Consider the following 17,390-nt stretch of genomic DNA (forward strand, 5'->3'; position numbering starts at 1 on the left):
GCGCGGCGTCAGTAGTCGCGCTCGTAGAAAATCCCCAGCGAGGAACCGCCATCGCTGCCGGCACTGCCCCGCAGCGTCACGGTCGAGCTGAGGTCGAGGTTGATGTTTACCTCGGTCTGCCCCTCGCTATCCACCGTCACATCCGTGTACAGACGCTCGCCAATATGCCGCCCGGCGCGCAGCTGCGTGTTGCCGTCGTCGTTGACGGTGAAATCGAGGTCATCGAGCCCCATCGCCTCGCGCGTGCGGGAGATGATGGAATTGTCCGCCCGCCCCGTCAGCGTCGCCACAGACAGCGCCAACTGCGCCGCCTGGAACGGCGTGAGCGAGGTCAGCGAGCGGCGGAAGATCAGGCGAGCCAGAACCTCGTCCTCGGGCAGTTCGGGGACGGAGGAGAAGGTGATTTCGGGACTGTTCGCCTCGCCCGACAGGATGATCGAGGTCAGCACCCCGTCGCTCTCGGTCGTTGCGGTCAGGCGGATGAAGGGCATGAAGCTGCCGACCATGCTGGCCGAGCCATCCGTCAGCGTGAAGCGGTTGCCCAAGAGGTCCAGACGCCCGCGGATCAGGCTGAAATTCCCGGCGGGAATGACGGCGCGGGTGGTGCCGCCCAGCCGCAAGGTGCCGCCCAGCTCAGCATCCAACCCGCGACCGCGGACAAAGACCCGGCCCGGCGCGTTGAGTTGCAGATCCAGCCGCAGCGGCACCGGGGCGCCGCCGACCCGCGTGCCGGTGGCGATGCCCGCGTTGACCCGCGTGTCCAGACTGGCCGCGCTTTCACCGACATGGGTCAAGCCTTGCAGGTTGAAGCCGTTCCGACCCAGCGGCGAATTGGGGATGCGGATCTCGGCGGTGTTGACGTTGACCTGACCCGAAACCAGCGCCCCGGCCCCAAGCTGACCCAACAGGCGCACCGTGCCCGAGACGCTGGCATCGAACAGCTGCGGTTGCTGCACCACCAGTTCGTTCACGGTGACCGACAGATCCGCCTCGGCGCCTTGGTCCAGACGGATCCGGCCCCGGATCGCCCCGGTCCCGCCGGTGAGCGAGCGCGTGGTCACGTCGATATCCGCCGTCAGCCCGTTCAGCCGTGCCTGCGCCTCGATATCCGCGAAGGCGATACCGGCGCCGGGCAGGGCATAGCGGCCTTGGGACAGGCTGGCATTGAGGCGCAGGGCCTCGATCCCCGGTTGGCCATTCATCGACCCGTTGAACCGCACCAGACCCGAGATCGAGGCCGGCTCCAGACGTGCGTTCAGAAGCTGGCTCTGCACCTGACCGTTGAGGTTCAGCGCCACGGTGAAGTCGTCGTTCACGCGGCCGGTGGCGGTGGCATTCAGCTGCGACGGACCGGTCAGGCGCAGGTTCACGTCATAGCCGCCCGCACCGGCGGGGCGGGTCACCCCGCCCTCCAGCGCGACCTGCCCGGCGAAGCCCGGCACCAGACGGCCGACGTTGTCGACAACGGTCTGAATGGCGAAGCGGGCGGTCCCGTTCGCGGCCTGCTGCCCCGAGATCGTCAACCGCGCGCCATTGGCATCCAGATGCGCGGTATCGATGCGGAACGCGCCATCCGGCGTCGCCGTCGCGCGCGCTTCCAGCCGCGTCCCCTCGCCCAGAAGACCGTCGACAACCTCGATGCCGGTGGCCAGGTCGCCTTGGCCGTCGACCAGAAGCGCGTAGCGGGTGGTGCCGTTCTCGCCGACCATCTCGGCGCGTCCGGTCAGGCTGCCACGACCGCCCGGTGTCAGCGCCGCGACGTCCAGCCGCTCCAGCACCAGCGACAGGTCGGGGGCCTCGGCGGAATACTGGCCCTCGGCGCGCAGGGCGACGCGGGGGCCGGTCAGATCCGCCTGCGCGATCTGCGTCACGCCATCGGCGATGACCACATCGGCCTGCAGGCGGTTGGTTCCGGTGAAGATGCCGCCGACGATCTGCGCGGCAGGCAGTTCGGCCAGTGCGATATCCACGACCTGCCCGTCCAGCCGAACGCGCGTGGTGGTATCGGTGGTATTGAGCTGCGCATCCAGCGCAAGGCTGCCGCCATAACCCGCCCCCAGCGCCGAGAGATCGGCCACCGACAGGCGCGCGGCCACATCCGCCGCCCCCGGCTCCAACGAGCCCGAGGCCGTCACCGCCATGGTGCCCGCCGTCAGGTCGAAGCTGCGCAGCGTCGTGCCTTCGATGTCGCGGCGGATCGACAGGGTGATGCCCGATTGCCCGGCCAGAAGCGCGTCGGCCTCGTCGATCCCGACCGAGAGGTTGCGCGTGTTCAGCTCGGCGCCGAGGTCCAGCGCGCCGGTCAGCGGATTGACCGAGCCCTGCACCTGCGCCAGCGCATGCCCGCCCAGCGGACGCCCGGCCAGCGCCGAGAAGACCGACAGATCCGGCGCTTCCAACTCGGTGAAGCCGGTGAAGGTCAGGCCGTCGAGGCTGCCGTAGGCCGACAGCGAGACCGTGTCGCCCTCGAAGGTCAGGCCGGTCAGCTCGACCGGGGTGCCGGCGCCCGGCCAGTTCAGGCTGGCCAGCCCGAAGAATTGCGCACCGAGGGCGTCCTGCACTGCGGGATCTTCCGCCGCAACGCCTTGGGCGTTGAACTCGAAGACGCCTTCGAACAGCGGGGCCTCGCTATCGGCCGTCGCGCCGTTCTCCAGCGCGTTGAGGCGTCCGCGACCGTCCAGAACGGCACTGGCGATGGTCAGGCTGGGTACATCCAGCGTGTCCAGCTCGGCCCGGACGCTCCAATCGCGCGAGACGCTTTCGTCATAGGCGATGGTCAGCCGCGCGCTGTCGAGCTCGCCCGCGCCCGAGGTGCCGGGCAGCAGCACCCGGCTGCCATCCGCCATCGCCACCTGCGCCACCAGACTGACCGAGCGCGGCAGACCCTCAGGGCTGATCGCCGCACTGCCCTGCACATCCATGGCGCCGGTGACGATCGCCAGTTCGGGCAGGGTGATCTCGCCTTCTTCCGAGCGTTGGCCACGCGCGCGCAGCTCGGCCCGGTCGCCGAAGAACGGGTGCAGATCCTCGGCCAGCAGCGGCCGCAGATCGCCGTGAATGTCGAGGTCGAAAGCCCCGCCCTCCAACAGGCCGGACTCGGGCGTGTCGTCGACGATGGTGACGTTGCCGGTGACCCGCTCCTGCCCGTCGGTAGCCAATGCGATATCGGCCGAGAAGGTGCTGATCGGCCCCTCGCCCTGCACGCTCAGGCCCAGCGCCGGGCGGTCGGGGATACCCAGCATCGCGGCGACGATGCCGTTCTCGCCCTCGGTCAGTGACAGGTCCAGTTGCAGGACACGGGTGGTGTTGTCGAACTGGCCGGCGAAATTGAAGGCGCCTTCCTGACCATCGACGCGGCTGGCCTCGAAGCTGGCCTCGCCCTGCCCGCCCTCAAGCTGGGCGGCGCCGGTCAGGCTGAACTCGGCGGTCTGGCCGATGACCGGCGGGTCCAGATGCACCAGATCCGCCCGCACCTCGCCGATGCTGATCGAGACCGGCAGTTCGGGCAGCGAGAAATCCGCCCGCGCCGTGGTCGAGGGCATGGCGTTGTCCGTCGGCAGCGCGACCGGCATCCGGGCGATGTCGATCCGGCCCGCGCTGAGTTCGCGCACCTCGACCCGGCGGTCGAACAGGGCGCTGCGGTTCCAGTCGATGACCACGTCGGACAACGTCAGCCAGATGCCCTGGTCGTCGGCAATCGAGATCTCGCGCACCGTGGCCCGGGAGGACAGCGCACCCTCGAAGCCGCGGATCCGAACCTCGCGCCCGGCGTCCGAGAGCACGTCCTGCAGCATGCCGGCCAGAATGCCGACATCGCCGTCCTCTTCTTGCGACAGCACCGGCGTGGCGACGATGGCCAGCAGCATCAGCCCCATGGCCATGAAGCGCCGAGCCCGAGTGCCGAGCGTCTGGGTCAGGAAACGGCGGGCCTTGTGCATCAGAACGCCTGGCCGATGCCAAGGTAGATCTGCAGGTTGCTGCCCGTCACGCCGGCATTGCGGCGGATCGGCACCGCAAGGTCCAGCCGCAGCGGTCCGATCGGCGTGGCATAGCGCACGCCGACGCCACCGCCGGCCTGCCAGTCATTCTGCCCGCTGAACGCGCCCGAGGACACTGCACCGGCATCGGCGAAGGCCACGACGGAGAAGCTGTCGTTGATCCGGACGCGCGCTTCGGTCGACAGGGCGGCAAAGCCACGGCCGCCGGAATTGACGTTGCCAACCGTGACGCCCAGCGATTGATACGGCAGGCCGCGGACACTGCCGCCGCCGCCGGAATAGAACAGGAAGCCACGCGGCGTGTTGTTGATGGCCGGGCCGACGACCGCGCCCAATTGCGCACGCGCCGCCAGCGTGACCCGCCCCTCGGTGCCGAGGTCGTTATAGAGCCGCGCGTCGAACTGCAGGCGAATGCCGCTCTCGGCATCGGCAAAGCCCAGATAGGGCATCGCGTCGAGGCTGACATAATGCCCGCTGGTCGCGTCCAGTGCCTCGTCACGGGTGTCGTGGGTCAAGGACACCGGGATGCCGAAGGTGCCGAAGTCGCGGTAGATCGTGACGCCGGAATTGTTGTCATAGCTGGCGTTCTCGAACCGCAGGCTGAGCCCGGCCTCGCCTTCCAGCGCGTCGCTGAACTGGCGGCGCAACAGGCCCGAGGCCTCGTAGGCATCGGCGAGGTAATCGTCCTCGTTCAGACGCGTGGCGCTGAGGCCCAGCTCCAGATCGGTATCCGGATCCAGCGTCGCCGGCCGGGTATAGCGTGCGTCCAGCGTGAAGCCGAGCCCCCCGACGCGCGCGCCGATCCCGTCGACCGCCGCTTCCAGACGCAGGCGCTCGGCCCCGCCCAGAAGGTTGCGATGCAGCCAGAAGCCGCTCAGGCGCCCGCCGCTTTCGCTGTCGATCTCGGCGCCAAAGCCCAGACGGCGCAGCGGCGCTTCGTCAACGCGGATCGTCACATCAACGGTGTCATCGGGGTTTGCCGTCTCGGCCGTTTCCAGCACCACCGAGGCGAAGGTCCCTGTCTCACGCAGGCGGGTTTCGGCGTCGGTGATCGCTTCGGGATCGTGCAGGACACCCGGTTCCAGCCCGGCGATGTCGACGATCCGTTGCGGGCGTGTGCGCTGTTGCCCGGCGGGGGTGATGGCGCCGATGCGCAGCGCCTCGCCCGGGGCCAGCCGCAGACGAACGCGCAGGGTGTGGTCCCGGTGGTTGGCGACGATCTGCTGATCGGCCGCCTCGGCCAGCGCATGCCCTCGGGCGCGCCAAGCGTCGAGGCCCGCGTTCAGCGCCGCCCGCACGGTGGTCGAGCGCGCCGGCTGGCCGACGGCAAAGCCCTCGGGCAGTTCGGTGCCGGGTGCGAGGGGCTCGATCGAGACATCGCTGAAGGTGAATTGCGGGCCCAACGTGACATCGATGCGGATGTTGTCGATCTGACCCGGATTTTGCAGCGGCGAGATATCGGCTGCCTCGCGCCCGTCCACATAGACGTGGATCACCGGGGCGTAATAGGCCTCTTCATAGAGCAGCGTGATCAGCCGACCGTATTCCGCCCGCGCGGCGGCCATCAGGTCCAGCGGCGCCGTGCGATCCGTGGTCTGCGCGGTCAGCAGGAGGGAGCTGGCGCGCAGGGTCTCGATCAGGGAATCCGAAGCGCCGGGTGCATTAAGCTCTATGCTTTCCAAGGCCTTGGCAGAAGGAGCCAGTGCCACCAAGGGCAGGCTCAGGGACAGGGCGAGGGCACGCCACCAGCGCATCACGACGGGTCCCCGTTGTCCGGGAAGCCCGGCGGCCTGCGGAAGTTTCCGCCGTCCTGCCGTCGCGTTTTGCACGCGTTGCCCTCTTTGTTCCGCCTTTTGATCAAGGTTTCGCACAATGTCCCCGGTGTCACAACACCCGAATGCCGAATGGAAACGACCCAGACGGGCCTTGGGCGAAAAGGTGCCCCGTTTGCCGCAAGGGTCCAGTCCGCGCGGCAGATTTCTCATCGTTTTCCTGCCGTCGCGTCATGTCAGCGCCATGACAGAGCTTGACGAAGCCCCGCGCGAGGTTCAGGTCATCGCTGAACGTGTGAAGGACGTAGCATGGCCGACTCGAGTGTCCCCCAATCCAGCCTTTCGGGCGCGCCCCTGACCTCTGGCGAGGCGGTGATCCAGACGCAATATCTGGTGATCCTGTCGATCGCGATCTGCCACTTCATCAACGATGTGATGCAGTCGGTCCTCTCGGCCAGCTACCCGTTGCTGCATGACGAATTCGAGCTGACCTTCACGCAGATCGGGCTGATGTCCTTTGCCTTCATGGGCACGGCCTCCGTCCTGCAGCCGCTGGTGGGGACGATCACCGACCGCTATCCCTTCGCGCAATCGCTGACGTTGGGCATGGGCTCGACCATGCTGGGCCTTTTGCTGCTGGCCAATGCGCCGTCCTATCCGTTCCTGCTGATGGGTGCCTCGCTGATCGGCATCGGCTCGGCGGTGTTCCACCCTGAGGCCAGCCGTGTCGCCCGCGCCGCCGCCGGCCGCAAATTCGGCACCGCCCAGAGCTTCTTCCAAGTGGGCGGCAATGCCGGCCACGCCGCGGGCCCGCTGCTGGCCGCCTTCATCGTCGCGCCCTTCGGCCGAGGCTCGGTCGCGTGGTTCGCGGTGCTGGCGCTGGTGGGCATGACGATCCTCAGCCAGGTCGGCCGCTGGCATGCCAATCACCGCAAATCGAAGAAGAAGGTGGCCGAGGTCCGGGACCATGGCCTGCCGCGCAGCCGCGTGATCTTCACCATCGCTGTGCTGGCCTTCCTCGTGTTCACCAAGAACGCCTACATCTCGTCGATCAGCTCGTACTACACCTTCTTCCTGATCGAGAAATTCGAGCTGACCACCCAGCAGGCGCAGATGATGCTGTTCATCTTCCTCGCGGCCTCGGCGGCCGGGGTGATCTTTGGCGGTCCGATCGGCGACAAGATCGGCACGCGCGCGGTGATCTGGGTGTCGATCCTCGGCGTGCTGCCTTTCACGCTGTTGCTGCCCTATGCCAGCCTGTTCTGGACCGGTGTGCTGACGGTGTTCATCGGGCTGATCCTGTCCTCGGCCTTCCCGGCCATCGTCGTCTTCGCGCAGGAACTGGTGCCGGGCCGCGTCGGCCTGATCGCCGGCGTGTTCTTCGGCCTGAGCTTCGGCATCGGCGGCATCGCGGCGGCGGCTTTGGGTCTGGTGGCGGATGCGACCAGCATCGAGTTCGTCTATCGCGTCTGCGCCTTCCTGCCCGCGCTCGGGATCCTCGCGGTGTTTTTGCCGCGCTTCAGCCGGGACTGAGCTCTATCCCTACCCTGCCCGGTTAACAGCCGCAAAGCGGCCCGGGCTTCGGTTGGCCGCCTCCATGGCCAGCCGCTTTGGTGACGCCAGCGCGATGATTGAGGTCGTCCGGACCTGACGACATAAACCGCAGACCACCAGCGTCGGAGCGGCTACCCGCGGCCATCCGCTGCCCTCTGTTACGACCTCACCCCGTCGCCTTCCCCTCGGCCCTCAGCCAGCGGCAAAACAGCCGCGCGGCCGGGGTCAGCGGGTCCGGCTTCGTCACCAGGTAATAGCCCAGCCCCTCGGCATCGCCCTCGTGCAGCGTGACCAACTGGCCCGTCGCCAGATCCGGCGCGACGAGGGCCATGTCCTGAATGGACAGCCCCAACCCCGCCCGCACCGCGCTCATCGCGAGGCCGTTCGTCTCCATCTCCCGCGCGCCGACCTTGTCGAAATCCACACCGACCGCACTCCCCCACAGCCGCTGTTCCGAGGCCGCGCGCGAGAAAAACCAGTCATGCGCCTTCAACTGCCCCAGATCCGCGAGATTGCGCGCCTTGGTATAGCCGGGCGCGGCGATCACGGCAAAACGGCTGGGCGTCAGCGGCTCGGTCACCAGCCCCGGCCAATCGCCCGCACCGAAGCGGATCGCCACATCGATGCCGTCTCGCCTGAGGTCCGCCAAACCGATGGCCGGCACCAGACGCACCTCAACCTCGGGGTGCTTGGCCCAGAAGCCGCCCATCCGGGGCATCAGCCAGGTCTCCGCGAACGAGGGCGTCATCGCCACCACCACGGGCCGCGCCACCTGCCGATCCCGCAGCCGCGCCACGCCCTCGGCGATGCGGGCGAAGCCTTCGCCCAAGGCTGCGGCCAGTTCGTGACCGGCCTCGGTCAGGACCATCCCCTGCCCCTCGCGCCGCGCAAGGGTCTCGCCGAATTCGGATTCGAGTTGCCGCAGGTGCTGGGACACGGCGGCATGCGTCACGTTCAGCATCCGGGCGGCCGCAGACAGGCTGCCGGTGCGGGCAACCGCGTCGAAGGCGCGCAGGGCCGAGAGTGAGGGGATATCCTTCCAATCCATGCCAGATGTTAGCATGACTTACAGCCAGAAAACCATCCGAACTTCGGGATCACCCGCTGATCTGCGAAAAGGGAGGCCTCCACCCTCCTGAAGGATTGTTCCCATGATCGGTATCCTGAATGCCACCTTCCGCACCGCAACCCGCTCTGAAAGCTGGCCTGACAGCGAGAAGCCCGCGGTGCGTCGTCAGACCCACACCACCCGCGAGTGGTTCGACGAGACCCCGCGCAACCCGCGCACGGGCCTGCGTCCCGGTGAAAGCTGGACTGACAGGGGCTGAGACCGGACACCGCTGCTCCCTGTCGGCCCGGAAACCCCTGCGAAACCCTGTTCCCCGAGGCAGCATTGCCGCATGGGGGACAGGGTGCTATTTCCCGCCCCAAACCCAAGATTTACAGGAGCCGGGAATGGCCGCGGACTATATCGTCAAGGACATCAACCTCGCGGATTTCGGCCGCAAGGAACTGGACATCGCCGAAACCGAAATGCCGGGCCTGATGGCCTGCCGTGAGGAATTCGGCCAATCGCAGCCGCTGAAAGGCGCGAAGATCGCCGGCTCCTTGCACATGACGATCCAGACCGCCGTTCTGATCGAGACGCTGAAGGCACTCGGCGCCGATGTCCGCTGGGCCTCGTGCAACATCTATTCGACGCAGGACCACGCCGCCGCCGCGATCGCTGCGGGCGGCACGCCTGTCTTCGCCATCAAGGGCGAGACGCTGGTCGAGTACTGGGAATACACCGACAAGATCTTCCAGTTCGGCGGCGAGGGCGGCACCTGCAACATGATCCTCGACGATGGCGGCGACGCGACGATGTACATCCTGATGGGTGCCCGCGTCGAAGCCGGCGAGACCGGGATCATCGAAACTCCGACCTCGGAAGAGGAAGAGGCCCTGTTCGCGCAGATCAAAAAGCGCCTCGCGGCCTCGCCCGGCTGGTTCACCAAGCAGCGCGCCGAGATCAAGGGCGTGTCCGAGGAAACCACCACCGGCGTGCACCGTCTCTATGACCTGCACAAGAAGGGCCAGCTGCCCTTCCCGGCGATCAACGTGAACGACTCGGTCACCAAGTCGAAGTTCGACAACAAATACGGCTGCAAGGAATCGCTGGTCGACGGCATCCGCCGCGCCACCGACACGATGATGGCCGGCAAGGTCGCCGTGGTGTGCGGCTATGGCGACGTGGGCAAGGGCTCGGCCGCCTCGCTGCGCGGCGCCGGCGCCCGCGTGAAGGTCACCGAGATCGACCCGATCTGCGCGCTTCAGGCGGCGATGGACGGCTTTGAGGTCGTGACGCTGGAGGAGGTCGCCTCGAGCGCCGACATCTTCATCACCACCACCGGCAACAAGGACGTCATCCGACTCGAGCATATGCGCGAGATGAAGGACATGGCGATCGTCGGCAACATCGGCCATTTCGACAACGAGATTCAGGTCGCCGCCCTGCGCAACCACAAATGGACCAACATCAAGGACCAGGTGGACATGATCGAGATGCCCTCGGGCGCGCGCATGATCCTGCTGTCCCAGGGCCGTCTCTTGAACCTCGGCAACGCGACGGGTCACCCCTCCTTCGTGATGTCGGCCTCGTTCACCAATCAGGTGCTGGCGCAGATCGAACTGTGGAGCAAGCCGGGCGAATACGCGCCGGGCGTCTACATCCTGCCGAAGCATCTGGATGAGAAAGTTGCCCGCCTGCATCTGGCGAAGATCGGCGCCAAGCTGACCGAGCTGAAAAAGGAACAGGCGGATTACATCGGCGTCACCGTCGACGGCCCGTTCAAGTCGGACCACTACCGCTACTGATCCCGTAACGGATCGGAAATCAGGCCCTCCGCCGCGCGCGGGGGGCCTTTTTCGTGCAGCGACCCCGGCTTGGTGAACCTGTGCATCAATCCGGTTGCAGCCCTGCCCTGCCTGTGCCCATATCCGCCGCAAACGGACAGGAGATGCAGATGCGGGTGATCATTTTCGGCGTGGGTGCCATCGGTGGTGTGGTCGCGGCGGCTCTGGCCCGATCGGGGGCCGAGGTGATCGGCATCGCGCGCGGCAAGATGCTGGAGGCGATCCGTGCGAACGGCGTCCGGCTGCGCAGCCCCGAGGTGGACGTGACGGTCCCGGTCGAGGTCGTCGGCAGCCCCGCCGAGATCACCTTCCGCCCCGACGACGCGATCCTGCTGTGCATGAAGACGCAGGACACGATGCCCGCGCTGGAAGCCCTGCGGCAGGCCGGTGTCCATGAGCAGCCGATCTTCTGCCTGCAGAACGGCGTCTCGAACGAGCCGATGGCCCTGCGGTTCTTCCCGAATGTGCACGGCGTGACGGTGATGATGCCGGCGACCTTCCTTGTCCCGGGCGAGGTCAACACCCATGCCTATCCACGCTTCGGCCTGTTCGACATCGGCCGCTATCCGAACGGCAAGGATGCCGCGGACGAGGCACTGGCGGCCCTGATGAACGCGGCCAATATCGCCGCCTATGTCGATCCCAAGGTGATGGCGTCGAAGCATGGCAAGCTGTTGCTGAACCTCGGCAATATCACCGGTGCCGCCTTCGGCCCCGACACCGACGACAAAGCCCTGCGGCAAGCGATGATGGCCGAGGCCAAGGCCGTCTTCGCGGCAGCCGGCATCGACTGGAAGGACGTCAGCGGCGCCGATCCGCGCCGGCAGGAGCTCTTGAAGATCGGCGAGATCAAGGGCGGGCCGGACATGAGCAACTCCACCCTTCAAAGCCTTCTGCGCGGCAACGGGGTCGAGACGGATTACCTCAACGGTGAGATCGCGTTTCAGGGCCGCAAGGCCGGGGTGCCGACGCCCCTCGCCGATGCGATGATCGCGATTGCCGTGCGCATGCAGCGCGAGGGGATCACTCCGGGCTCGCTGAGCCTGCCTGACACGATGGCCTCGCTGGGCCTGTCCTGAGCAAGACATGGGAAAGCACGTCCTCCGGCAAGACTTGACCGGGGGGCAAAGGGCGTTGAAAACCGGGAGCACCAGTCCATGTTCCCTTCCGCAGTAGCCTCATAGGTCCCGACATCATGGCGCGTCTCCTTCCCCTCCTCGTTCTGATCGTCTCGGTGACCTTCGCGGTCTCGCCGTTCTTCGTCACCAATTTCGCGGGCTTCGCCCCCAACCTGTTCCCCGTCCCGCAGGAAAACCCGCCGGTGCAACCCGCCGGTTGGGCCTTCGCGATCTGGGGGCTGCTCTATGTCTGGCTGATCGTTTCGGCCGGCTACGGGTTGCTCAAACGCGCGGACCATCCGCAATGGCAACCGGCGCGGCCGTGGTTGTTCCTGAGCCTCGGCCTCGGCACCTTCTGGCTGGCGATGGCCGAGCAGACCGTGCTGGGCGCGACCGTCCTGATCTGGGTGATGCTGGTACTGGCGCTGAAAGCCCTCTGGGCCACCCCGAAGCGCGACCGCTGGTGGCTGCAGGCCCCGGTCGCCACCTACGCCGGCTGGCTGACGGCGGCGAGCTCTGTCTCTGTCGGGCTGGTGCTGGGCGGCTGGGGGCTGATGGACCAGACCGCTGCCGCGCTGGTGGCGCTGGTCATCGCGCTGGTGCTGGGCCTCGGCGTGCAGCTGAAGCTCGGTCGCGCGCCGGGTTATGGCGCCGCGCTGATCTGGGCGCTGGCGGCCGTCGTCGCGCGCAACGCCAGCCCGGTGAACACCCCCGTTGCCGCCTTGGCCGCTTTGGGGGTGATCGCCTTCGTCGTGGCTTTGGTCATGGTGCGCCGCAAGCGGAAGGCGGCTGCGACCGCCTGACGCTAGGCAGGACATATTCAGATAAGATAGGATGACCCCGTCTCAGGCCGGGAGGATCCCATGACGCTGTTTCGATACTCGCTCGCGCTGGTGCTGGTCACCGGGGTCGCTCAGGCCCAGATGCACCAACCCGGCGCGATGCACGCGCGGATGCATGGCGCGGGCGGTCATGTCGCCCATGACGAGGCGACGATGCCCGGTCTGCAGGGCCTTAGCGCCACGCCCGAGGAAAGCGCCGAGCTTGCGGTGATGTTCCGCAATTTCCAGACGCTGAGCCGCGAGGTCGAGATCCTGCCCAATGGCATCCGCACCGTCACGCGCTCGTCCGACCCGGCGGTGATGGACGCGCTGGTGAGCCATGTCTACGGCATGGTGGGCCGGGCCGAGGCTGGGGACGACCCGCAGATCTTCATCCAGAGCCCGACGCTGGACATCTTCTTCGCCAATCCCGGCGCGATGCTGAGCGAGATCGAGTTGACCGAGGACGGCATCGTCGTGACCCAGACCTCGGACGATCCGGCTATCGTCGAGGCGCTGCATGTCCATGCCGGCGAGGTCAGCGACATGGCCGCGCGGGGCATGCAGGCGGTGCATGAGATGATGATGCAGCGCGGCGGCTAGGCCAGCGCCATCACCACCGCGCCCGAGGCGATGAGCGCGACTCCCGCCCAGCCCATGGGTGACAGGCGCTCGCCTAGGAAGATCACGCCGAAGATCGCGACGAGGACCACGCTCAGCTTGTCCACCGGCGCGACCTGTGCGGCCTGTCCGATCTGTAGCGCGCGGAAATAGCAAACCCACGACGCCCCGGTCGCGAGGCCCGAGAGCACGAGGAAGATCAGGCTGCGACCGCTCAGCGCGCCGGGCCATTGCATCTGCCCGGTTGCGATCAGGATCGCCCCCAGCACCGAGGCCACGACCAGCGTTCGGAAGAAGGTGGCGAAGTCGGAGTTGATATTCTCGACCCCGACCTTGGCGAAGATCGCCGTCAGCGCCGCAAAGCCCGCCGAGAGCAGGGCCCAGACTTGCCAGCCGCCGCTCATGCGGTCAGCGGGGAGACATGCCCCTCGCGGAGGACCTGCGGGTCATAGGCCTTGCGGGCGAAGACCTCGCGGACCATCGGTTCGAAATGCTCCAGCGGCAGGGTGTCGTAGTCGGGATCGAACGAGGATTGGTCCCAACGCTCGCAGAACTCGGCGCAGCTGTCGAAGCAGGAGTGGTCCTTGAACTGGTCGCGCGCGTTGCGGTCCCAGCCGTAATGATGGCCATAGTACAGCATCTGGAAGATGCCGTGATGCTCGACCACCCAGGCCACATCCCAGCGCACGAAGGGGCGGATCACCTCGGCCGAGAAGCGGTCGTGGTTCTGCGGCGCAAGGCCGTCGCCGATGTCATGCAGCAGCGCTGCGACGATCCAGTCGAGATCGGCGCCATCGCGCTCGGCCCGCGTCGCGGATTGCAGCCCGTGTTGCAGGCGAGAAATGCGATAGCCTTCCAGCGTCGTCTCGCCATGGCGGGCAAGCTCGGCCAGAATGCGGTCGGCGGTCATCGCGTGGAAGGGTTTCTCCAGCTCGGCCAGAAGCGCGTAGTCTTCGGCCGTGCCGTCCTTCATCTGGGTAAAACTGACGGTGTTGTCCATCAGAACAGCATGAGCACGCCGCCCATGATCGCGCAAGCCACGGCTGCGTAACCGCCATCGATCAGGATCAAAATCTTCGGACGCTGCGAAAACAGGATGTTCAGGGCGATCCAGGGGGCAATCAGGAAAAGCCCGATACCCAGGCCGCCCATCACCCCCAGATTGACCGTGTCGATGGGCGACATGGCAAACATGTGGCGCATCATGCCGGCGACCAGCAGGATGCAGAAATAGGCGAAGGCATAGGTAACGGGGTTTGCCCCATCGCGCGGCGCGCCATGTTCATTGGTCGGCACGCCCGAGGCGGCGACCCAGCGCCGCGAGAAGACGCCGTACCAAAGCGCCCCGATGGCAAAGCCCACGGCCGCCGTCACGAAGACTGCCAGAAAATCCATAAGTTGCGCTCCCTTACCGCATTTCGACGCAGGCTAGCGCGACATTCTGACGCTGAGAAGCGGTAAGTGAGAGGCGGATTTAACCCGCCCCTCCGGTGGTGATCACAGACCGCCCATCTTGCAGACGAGATCCCATTCCGCGTCGGTCACCGGCTGCACCGACAACCGCATCGACGTGACCAGTGACATCTCGGCCAGCTCGGGCGTTTCCTTGACCTGCTTCAGCGTCACCGGTACCGGCAGCTTCTGCACCGCGCGGATATCGACGCAGTCCCAGCGCGCATCCTCGGTCGTGCTGTCGGGATGCGACAGCGCGCAGACCTCGGCGATGCCGACGATCTCCAGCCCGATGTTCGAATGGTAGAAGAACACCTTCTCGCCCAGCTGCATCGCCCGCATGTTGTTGCGCGCGAGGTAGTTGCGCACGCCGTCCCATTCCTCGCCCTTCTCCCCGCGCGAGACGAGTTCGTCCCACGAGAACTTGTTGGGCTCGGATTTCATCAGCCAATAGGCCATCAGCCGATCACCTTTTTCCATTCCTCGATGCGGACCTTGGCGAAGAGGCCGGCCTTGGCATAGGGGTCACCCTCGGCGAAGGCTTCGGCGGCGGCTTTGTCGGCGACCTCGATCACCACCATCGAGCCGGTCATCGTGCCGTTGTCCAGAAACGGCCCGGCCATGACGCAGACGCCGGTGGTGTTGAGATAGGCGAGATGCTCTTCGCGCGTCGCCTTGCGCAGGTCTTCGTGGTCGGCCTTGTCGGTGCAGATCAGGGTGAACAGGGGCATGGTTTCCTCCAGAGTTAAGCTTTGGCGCCGCGCTTGCCCGAGCCGATCAAAGGCGCGGCCTTCTGGTCGAGCGGCCAGCGCGGGCGGGCGGACAGGGTGAGGTCGTCGTGATGGCCAAGGCGCAGGCGCTCGATCCCGGCCCAAGCGATCATCGCGGCGTTGTCGGTACACAGCCTGAGCGGCGGCGCGACGAAGGGCGTGTTGCCGGCCACTTTGGTCAGGCGCTCGCGCAGGGTGGCATTGGCCGCGACGCCGCCGGCCACGGCAAAGGCGGTGGCATCGGGGCAAAGCGCCAGCGCGCGGCGGGATTTCTCGGCCAAGGTATCGGCAATCGCCGCCTGAAACCCGGCGCAGAGATCGGCGCGGTCCTGACGGGTCAGCCCGCCCTTCTCGGCCACCACACCGTCACGGGCGCGCATCAGAGCTGTCTTCAGGCCCGAGAAGCTGAGGTCGCAGCCCGGTCGGTCCAGCAGCGGGCGCGGAAAGGCGAAGCGTTTGGGATCGCCGGCTTTCGCCTCGGCCTCGACCGAGGGGCCGCCGGGCTGCGGCAGGCCCAGAAGCTTGGCGCATTTGTCGAAAGCCTCGCCGGGCGCGTCGTCAATGGTGCCGCCGAGGCGGGTGAAATCCTCGGGCCCGTCGACGCGCAGGAACTGGCAATGCCCGCCCGACACCAGCAGCATCAGATAGGGGAAGGTCAGCCCATCCGTCAGCCGCGGCGTCAGCGCATGGCCGGCGAGGTGGTTCACCCCCACCAACGGCAGGCCGGTCGCCACCGACAGCCCCTTGGCCAGCATCACCCCGGACAGCACGCCGCCGATCAGCCCCGGCCCCGCCGTCACCGCAATGGCGTCGAGGTCCCCCAGCCGGACGTTGGCCTGTGCCAGCGCCTCCTCGACCACGATGTCCAGCTTCTCGGCATGCGCCCGCGCGGCGATCTCGGGGACGACGCCACCGAAAGCCGCGTGCAGCTCGGTCTGGCCGGCGACCACATTGGACAGCACCTCGCCCGCATCGCCCTTCAGACGGACAACGGCCGCACCGGTGTCGTCGCAGGAGGACTCGATCCCGAGAAGTGTCAGCATTTGCGCAGGCGCCCGAGGTTGCAGAGGGGTTCCCGAGGGGGGTACCATCGCCCAACGTTGCAGACAATAACCCGCCGGTTCCGCCTTGCTGCCCATCCTGCTGATCACCCGCCCGCTGAAGCAGGGCAAGCGCTTCGCCGAGGAGGCCGAGCAGGCCTGCCCGCCGCATCGCGCGCTGATCGCCCCCCTGTCCGAGGTGGTGCCCCTGCCACATGATCCGGCGGTGTTCGACGGGGCGAAGGCGCTGATCCTGACCTCGGCCAATGCGGTGCCGTTCCTGCCGCCCCTCGGCCCCCTGCCGGCATGGTGCGTGGGGCCGGCGACGGCACAGGCCGCGAAGGCCGCGGGCTATGTGCCCATCGACGGCGGTGGCGATGCGGCGTCGCTGATCGCTCGGCTGGCCAAGGCCCGGCCGGAGGGCCCCGTGATCCACGCCCATGGCACGGACAAGGCCCGTGACATCGTCGCCGCCCTGCCCGATCTGCCGCTGCGCGGGGTCGCCGTCTATGAGGCGCGCAAACGTCCGCTGCCGCCCGAAATCCTTGCCGTGATGGGCGCGGCGGACCGGATCGTCGCGCCCTTGTTCTCGCCGCGCGCTTCTCGGCTGCTGGCGGCGGAACTTGCGGCGCGCGCGGGGGTTATCCCCTTGGACCGCGTGGTGCCCGTTGCCATCAGCCCTGCCTGCGCCGAGGCTCTGCCGCCTCTGCTTCGTGCCCGCGCTTTGATCGCCGGGGCGCCCGATGGCAAGGCGATGATGCAGCGAACGAGCGAAGCGTTGTCGCAGGTATGGACCGCGGGTTGAGCCGCTGCGGACCGCAGGATAAGACTCAGACAAGGCAGCCGGAATTCGGCGCCCAAAGGTGACGTGGAGGTATTGATGGCCCGAAGCACTGCCCCGAAAACCGGCAGAAGCGCCCGGTCCGGCAAGAAGACGACCGGCAAGAGCGGACCCGAAACCTCCGAGATCGACGCCGAGGCCTCGGCGACGGAAACGACGCCCGAAACGGCGGCACCTGAGACCGCAACCGAAGTGACCCCCGTCGAGGAGATCGCCGTGCCCCCCAAACCGGAGGAGGCCGAGAAGGTCGACGCCGATACGCTGGTCGCCGATCCGGAAGCTGTGGCGACCACGACCGAACCCTCCGCCGAGCCCGAGGCGCTGATCGACCCCGAGGCCCCCGCGCCGGAAACGACCGGGCCCGACACCGCCGCCTCCGAGCCGGAACTGGCCCCGGAACTGGCGTCCGGCACCCTTGACGCACCGGACACCCCCGCCTCCGAAGACCCGGAGCCCGAGCCGACCCTCGGCCCGCCCAGCGAGGAAAGCACCGAAGGCACACCTGCCC

The 17,390-nt window shown here is 67.3% G+C and carries 16 protein-coding genes and 1 pseudogene; 8 read left to right on the forward strand and 9 right to left on the reverse strand.

Annotation, left to right across the window (positions count from 1 at the left end; all coding sequences use genetic code 11):
* Positions 1-8 precede the first annotated feature (8 nt).
* Both BCY78_RS11775 and BCY78_RS11780 read right to left on the reverse strand, forming a co-directional pair.
* Positions 9-3,938 carry a translocation/assembly module TamB domain-containing protein gene (locus BCY78_RS11775; protein ID WP_068301848.1) on the reverse strand — a complete coding sequence of 1,310 codons (3,930 nt, stop codon included), beginning with the start codon at positions 3,936-3,938 and terminating at the stop codon, positions 9-11.
* On the reverse strand, positions 3,938-5,752 hold the full coding sequence (locus tag BCY78_RS11780; protein WP_068301853.1) for an autotransporter assembly complex family protein: 1,815 nt from the start codon (positions 5,750-5,752) through the stop codon (positions 3,938-3,940). Before BCY78_RS11780 ends, BCY78_RS11775 begins: the two co-directional genes overlap by 1 nt.
* Before the next feature lie 327 nt (positions 5,753-6,079).
* On the opposite strand from BCY78_RS11780, the gene BCY78_RS11785 reads away from it, so the two are divergent.
* A complete protein-coding gene (locus BCY78_RS11785) occupies positions 6,080-7,303 on the forward strand; it encodes an MFS transporter (RefSeq protein WP_068301854.1) in 1,224 nt (407 codons plus the stop codon).
* Between the two features lie 187 nt (positions 7,304-7,490).
* On the opposite strand, the gene BCY78_RS11790 is transcribed toward BCY78_RS11785, so the two are convergent.
* Positions 7,491-8,372 (reverse strand): LysR family transcriptional regulator, encoded by an 882-nt coding sequence (locus BCY78_RS11790; protein ID WP_068301855.1) that lies wholly within the window; start codon positions 8,370-8,372, stop codon positions 7,491-7,493.
* A gap of 103 nt (positions 8,373-8,475) precedes the next feature.
* On the opposite strand from BCY78_RS11790, the gene BCY78_RS25580 reads away from it, so the two are divergent.
* The 5 genes from BCY78_RS25580 (at position 8,476) to BCY78_RS11810 (ending at position 12,761) form a co-directional block, all read left to right on the forward strand.
* Complete coding sequence (locus BCY78_RS25580; protein ID WP_158515926.1) at positions 8,476-8,652, forward strand: hypothetical protein; 177 nt, start codon at positions 8,476-8,478, stop codon at positions 8,650-8,652.
* A 127-nt stretch (positions 8,653-8,779) separates the two neighbouring features.
* Positions 8,780-10,180 (forward strand): adenosylhomocysteinase, encoded by a 1,401-nt coding sequence (gene ahcY / locus BCY78_RS11795; RefSeq protein ID WP_068301857.1) that lies wholly within the window; start codon positions 8,780-8,782, stop codon positions 10,178-10,180.
* Positions 10,181-10,329: 149 nt separating this feature from the next.
* Positions 10,330-11,298: a ketopantoate reductase family protein gene (locus BCY78_RS11800; protein ID WP_068301859.1), complete on the forward strand. Its 969-nt coding sequence runs from the start codon at positions 10,330-10,332 to the stop codon at positions 11,296-11,298.
* A 116-nt stretch (positions 11,299-11,414) separates the two neighbouring features.
* Positions 11,415-12,140, forward strand: coding sequence for a hypothetical protein (locus BCY78_RS11805; protein WP_068301864.1), 726 nt, complete (start codon positions 11,415-11,417; stop codon positions 12,138-12,140).
* 60 nt (positions 12,141-12,200) lie between these two features.
* On the forward strand, positions 12,201-12,761 hold the full coding sequence (locus tag BCY78_RS11810) for a hypothetical protein (protein ID WP_233499391.1): 561 nt from the start codon (positions 12,201-12,203) through the stop codon (positions 12,759-12,761).
* On the opposite strand, the gene BCY78_RS11815 is transcribed toward BCY78_RS11810, so the two are convergent.
* The 6 genes from BCY78_RS11815 to tsaD all read right to left on the reverse strand — a co-directional run bounded on the left by BCY78_RS11815 (position 12,758) and on the right by tsaD (position 16,044).
* On the reverse strand, positions 12,758-13,183 hold the full coding sequence (locus BCY78_RS11815) for an EamA family transporter (RefSeq protein WP_068301865.1): 426 nt from the start codon (positions 13,181-13,183) through the stop codon (positions 12,758-12,760). The two genes, BCY78_RS11810 and BCY78_RS11815, sit on opposite strands and share 4 nt — an antisense overlap.
* On the reverse strand, positions 13,180-13,779 hold the full coding sequence (locus tag BCY78_RS11820) for an HD domain-containing protein (RefSeq protein ID WP_068301866.1): 600 nt from the start codon (positions 13,777-13,779) through the stop codon (positions 13,180-13,182). Before BCY78_RS11820 ends, BCY78_RS11815 begins: the two co-directional genes overlap by 4 nt.
* Complete coding sequence (locus tag BCY78_RS11825) at positions 13,779-14,174, reverse strand: DUF1761 domain-containing protein (RefSeq protein WP_068301869.1); 396 nt, start codon at positions 14,172-14,174, stop codon at positions 13,779-13,781. The genes BCY78_RS11820 and BCY78_RS11825 overlap by 1 nt, the downstream gene beginning before the upstream one ends.
* 102 nt (positions 14,175-14,276) lie before the next feature.
* Positions 14,277-14,690: an EVE domain-containing protein gene (locus BCY78_RS11830; protein ID WP_068301870.1), complete on the reverse strand. Its 414-nt coding sequence runs from the start codon at positions 14,688-14,690 to the stop codon at positions 14,277-14,279.
* The gene (locus tag BCY78_RS11835; RefSeq protein WP_068301871.1) at positions 14,690-14,962 is read right to left on the reverse strand and encodes a YciI family protein; all 273 of its coding nucleotides are present in this window, start codon (positions 14,960-14,962) and stop codon (positions 14,690-14,692) included. Before BCY78_RS11835 ends, BCY78_RS11830 begins: the two co-directional genes overlap by 1 nt.
* 14 nt (positions 14,963-14,976) lie before the next feature.
* The gene (gene tsaD / locus BCY78_RS11840; protein WP_233499392.1) at positions 14,977-16,044 is read right to left on the reverse strand and encodes a tRNA (adenosine(37)-N6)-threonylcarbamoyltransferase complex transferase subunit TsaD; all 1,068 of its coding nucleotides are present in this window, start codon (positions 16,042-16,044) and stop codon (positions 14,977-14,979) included.
* Between the two features lie 85 nt (positions 16,045-16,129).
* Between tsaD and BCY78_RS11845 the strand changes: the two genes are divergently transcribed.
* Positions 16,130-16,846 (forward strand): uroporphyrinogen-III synthase, encoded by a 717-nt coding sequence (locus BCY78_RS11845; RefSeq protein WP_068301876.1) that lies wholly within the window; start codon positions 16,130-16,132, stop codon positions 16,844-16,846.
* 75 nt (positions 16,847-16,921) lie between these two features.
* Positions 16,922-17,390 (forward strand): annotated as a pseudogene (locus BCY78_RS11850) (hypothetical protein); the annotation flags it as partial.

The organism is Pararhodobacter sp. CCB-MM2 (assembly GCF_001691415.1).
Taxonomy (GTDB): Bacteria; Pseudomonadota; Alphaproteobacteria; order Rhodobacterales; family Rhodobacteraceae; genus Pararhodobacter.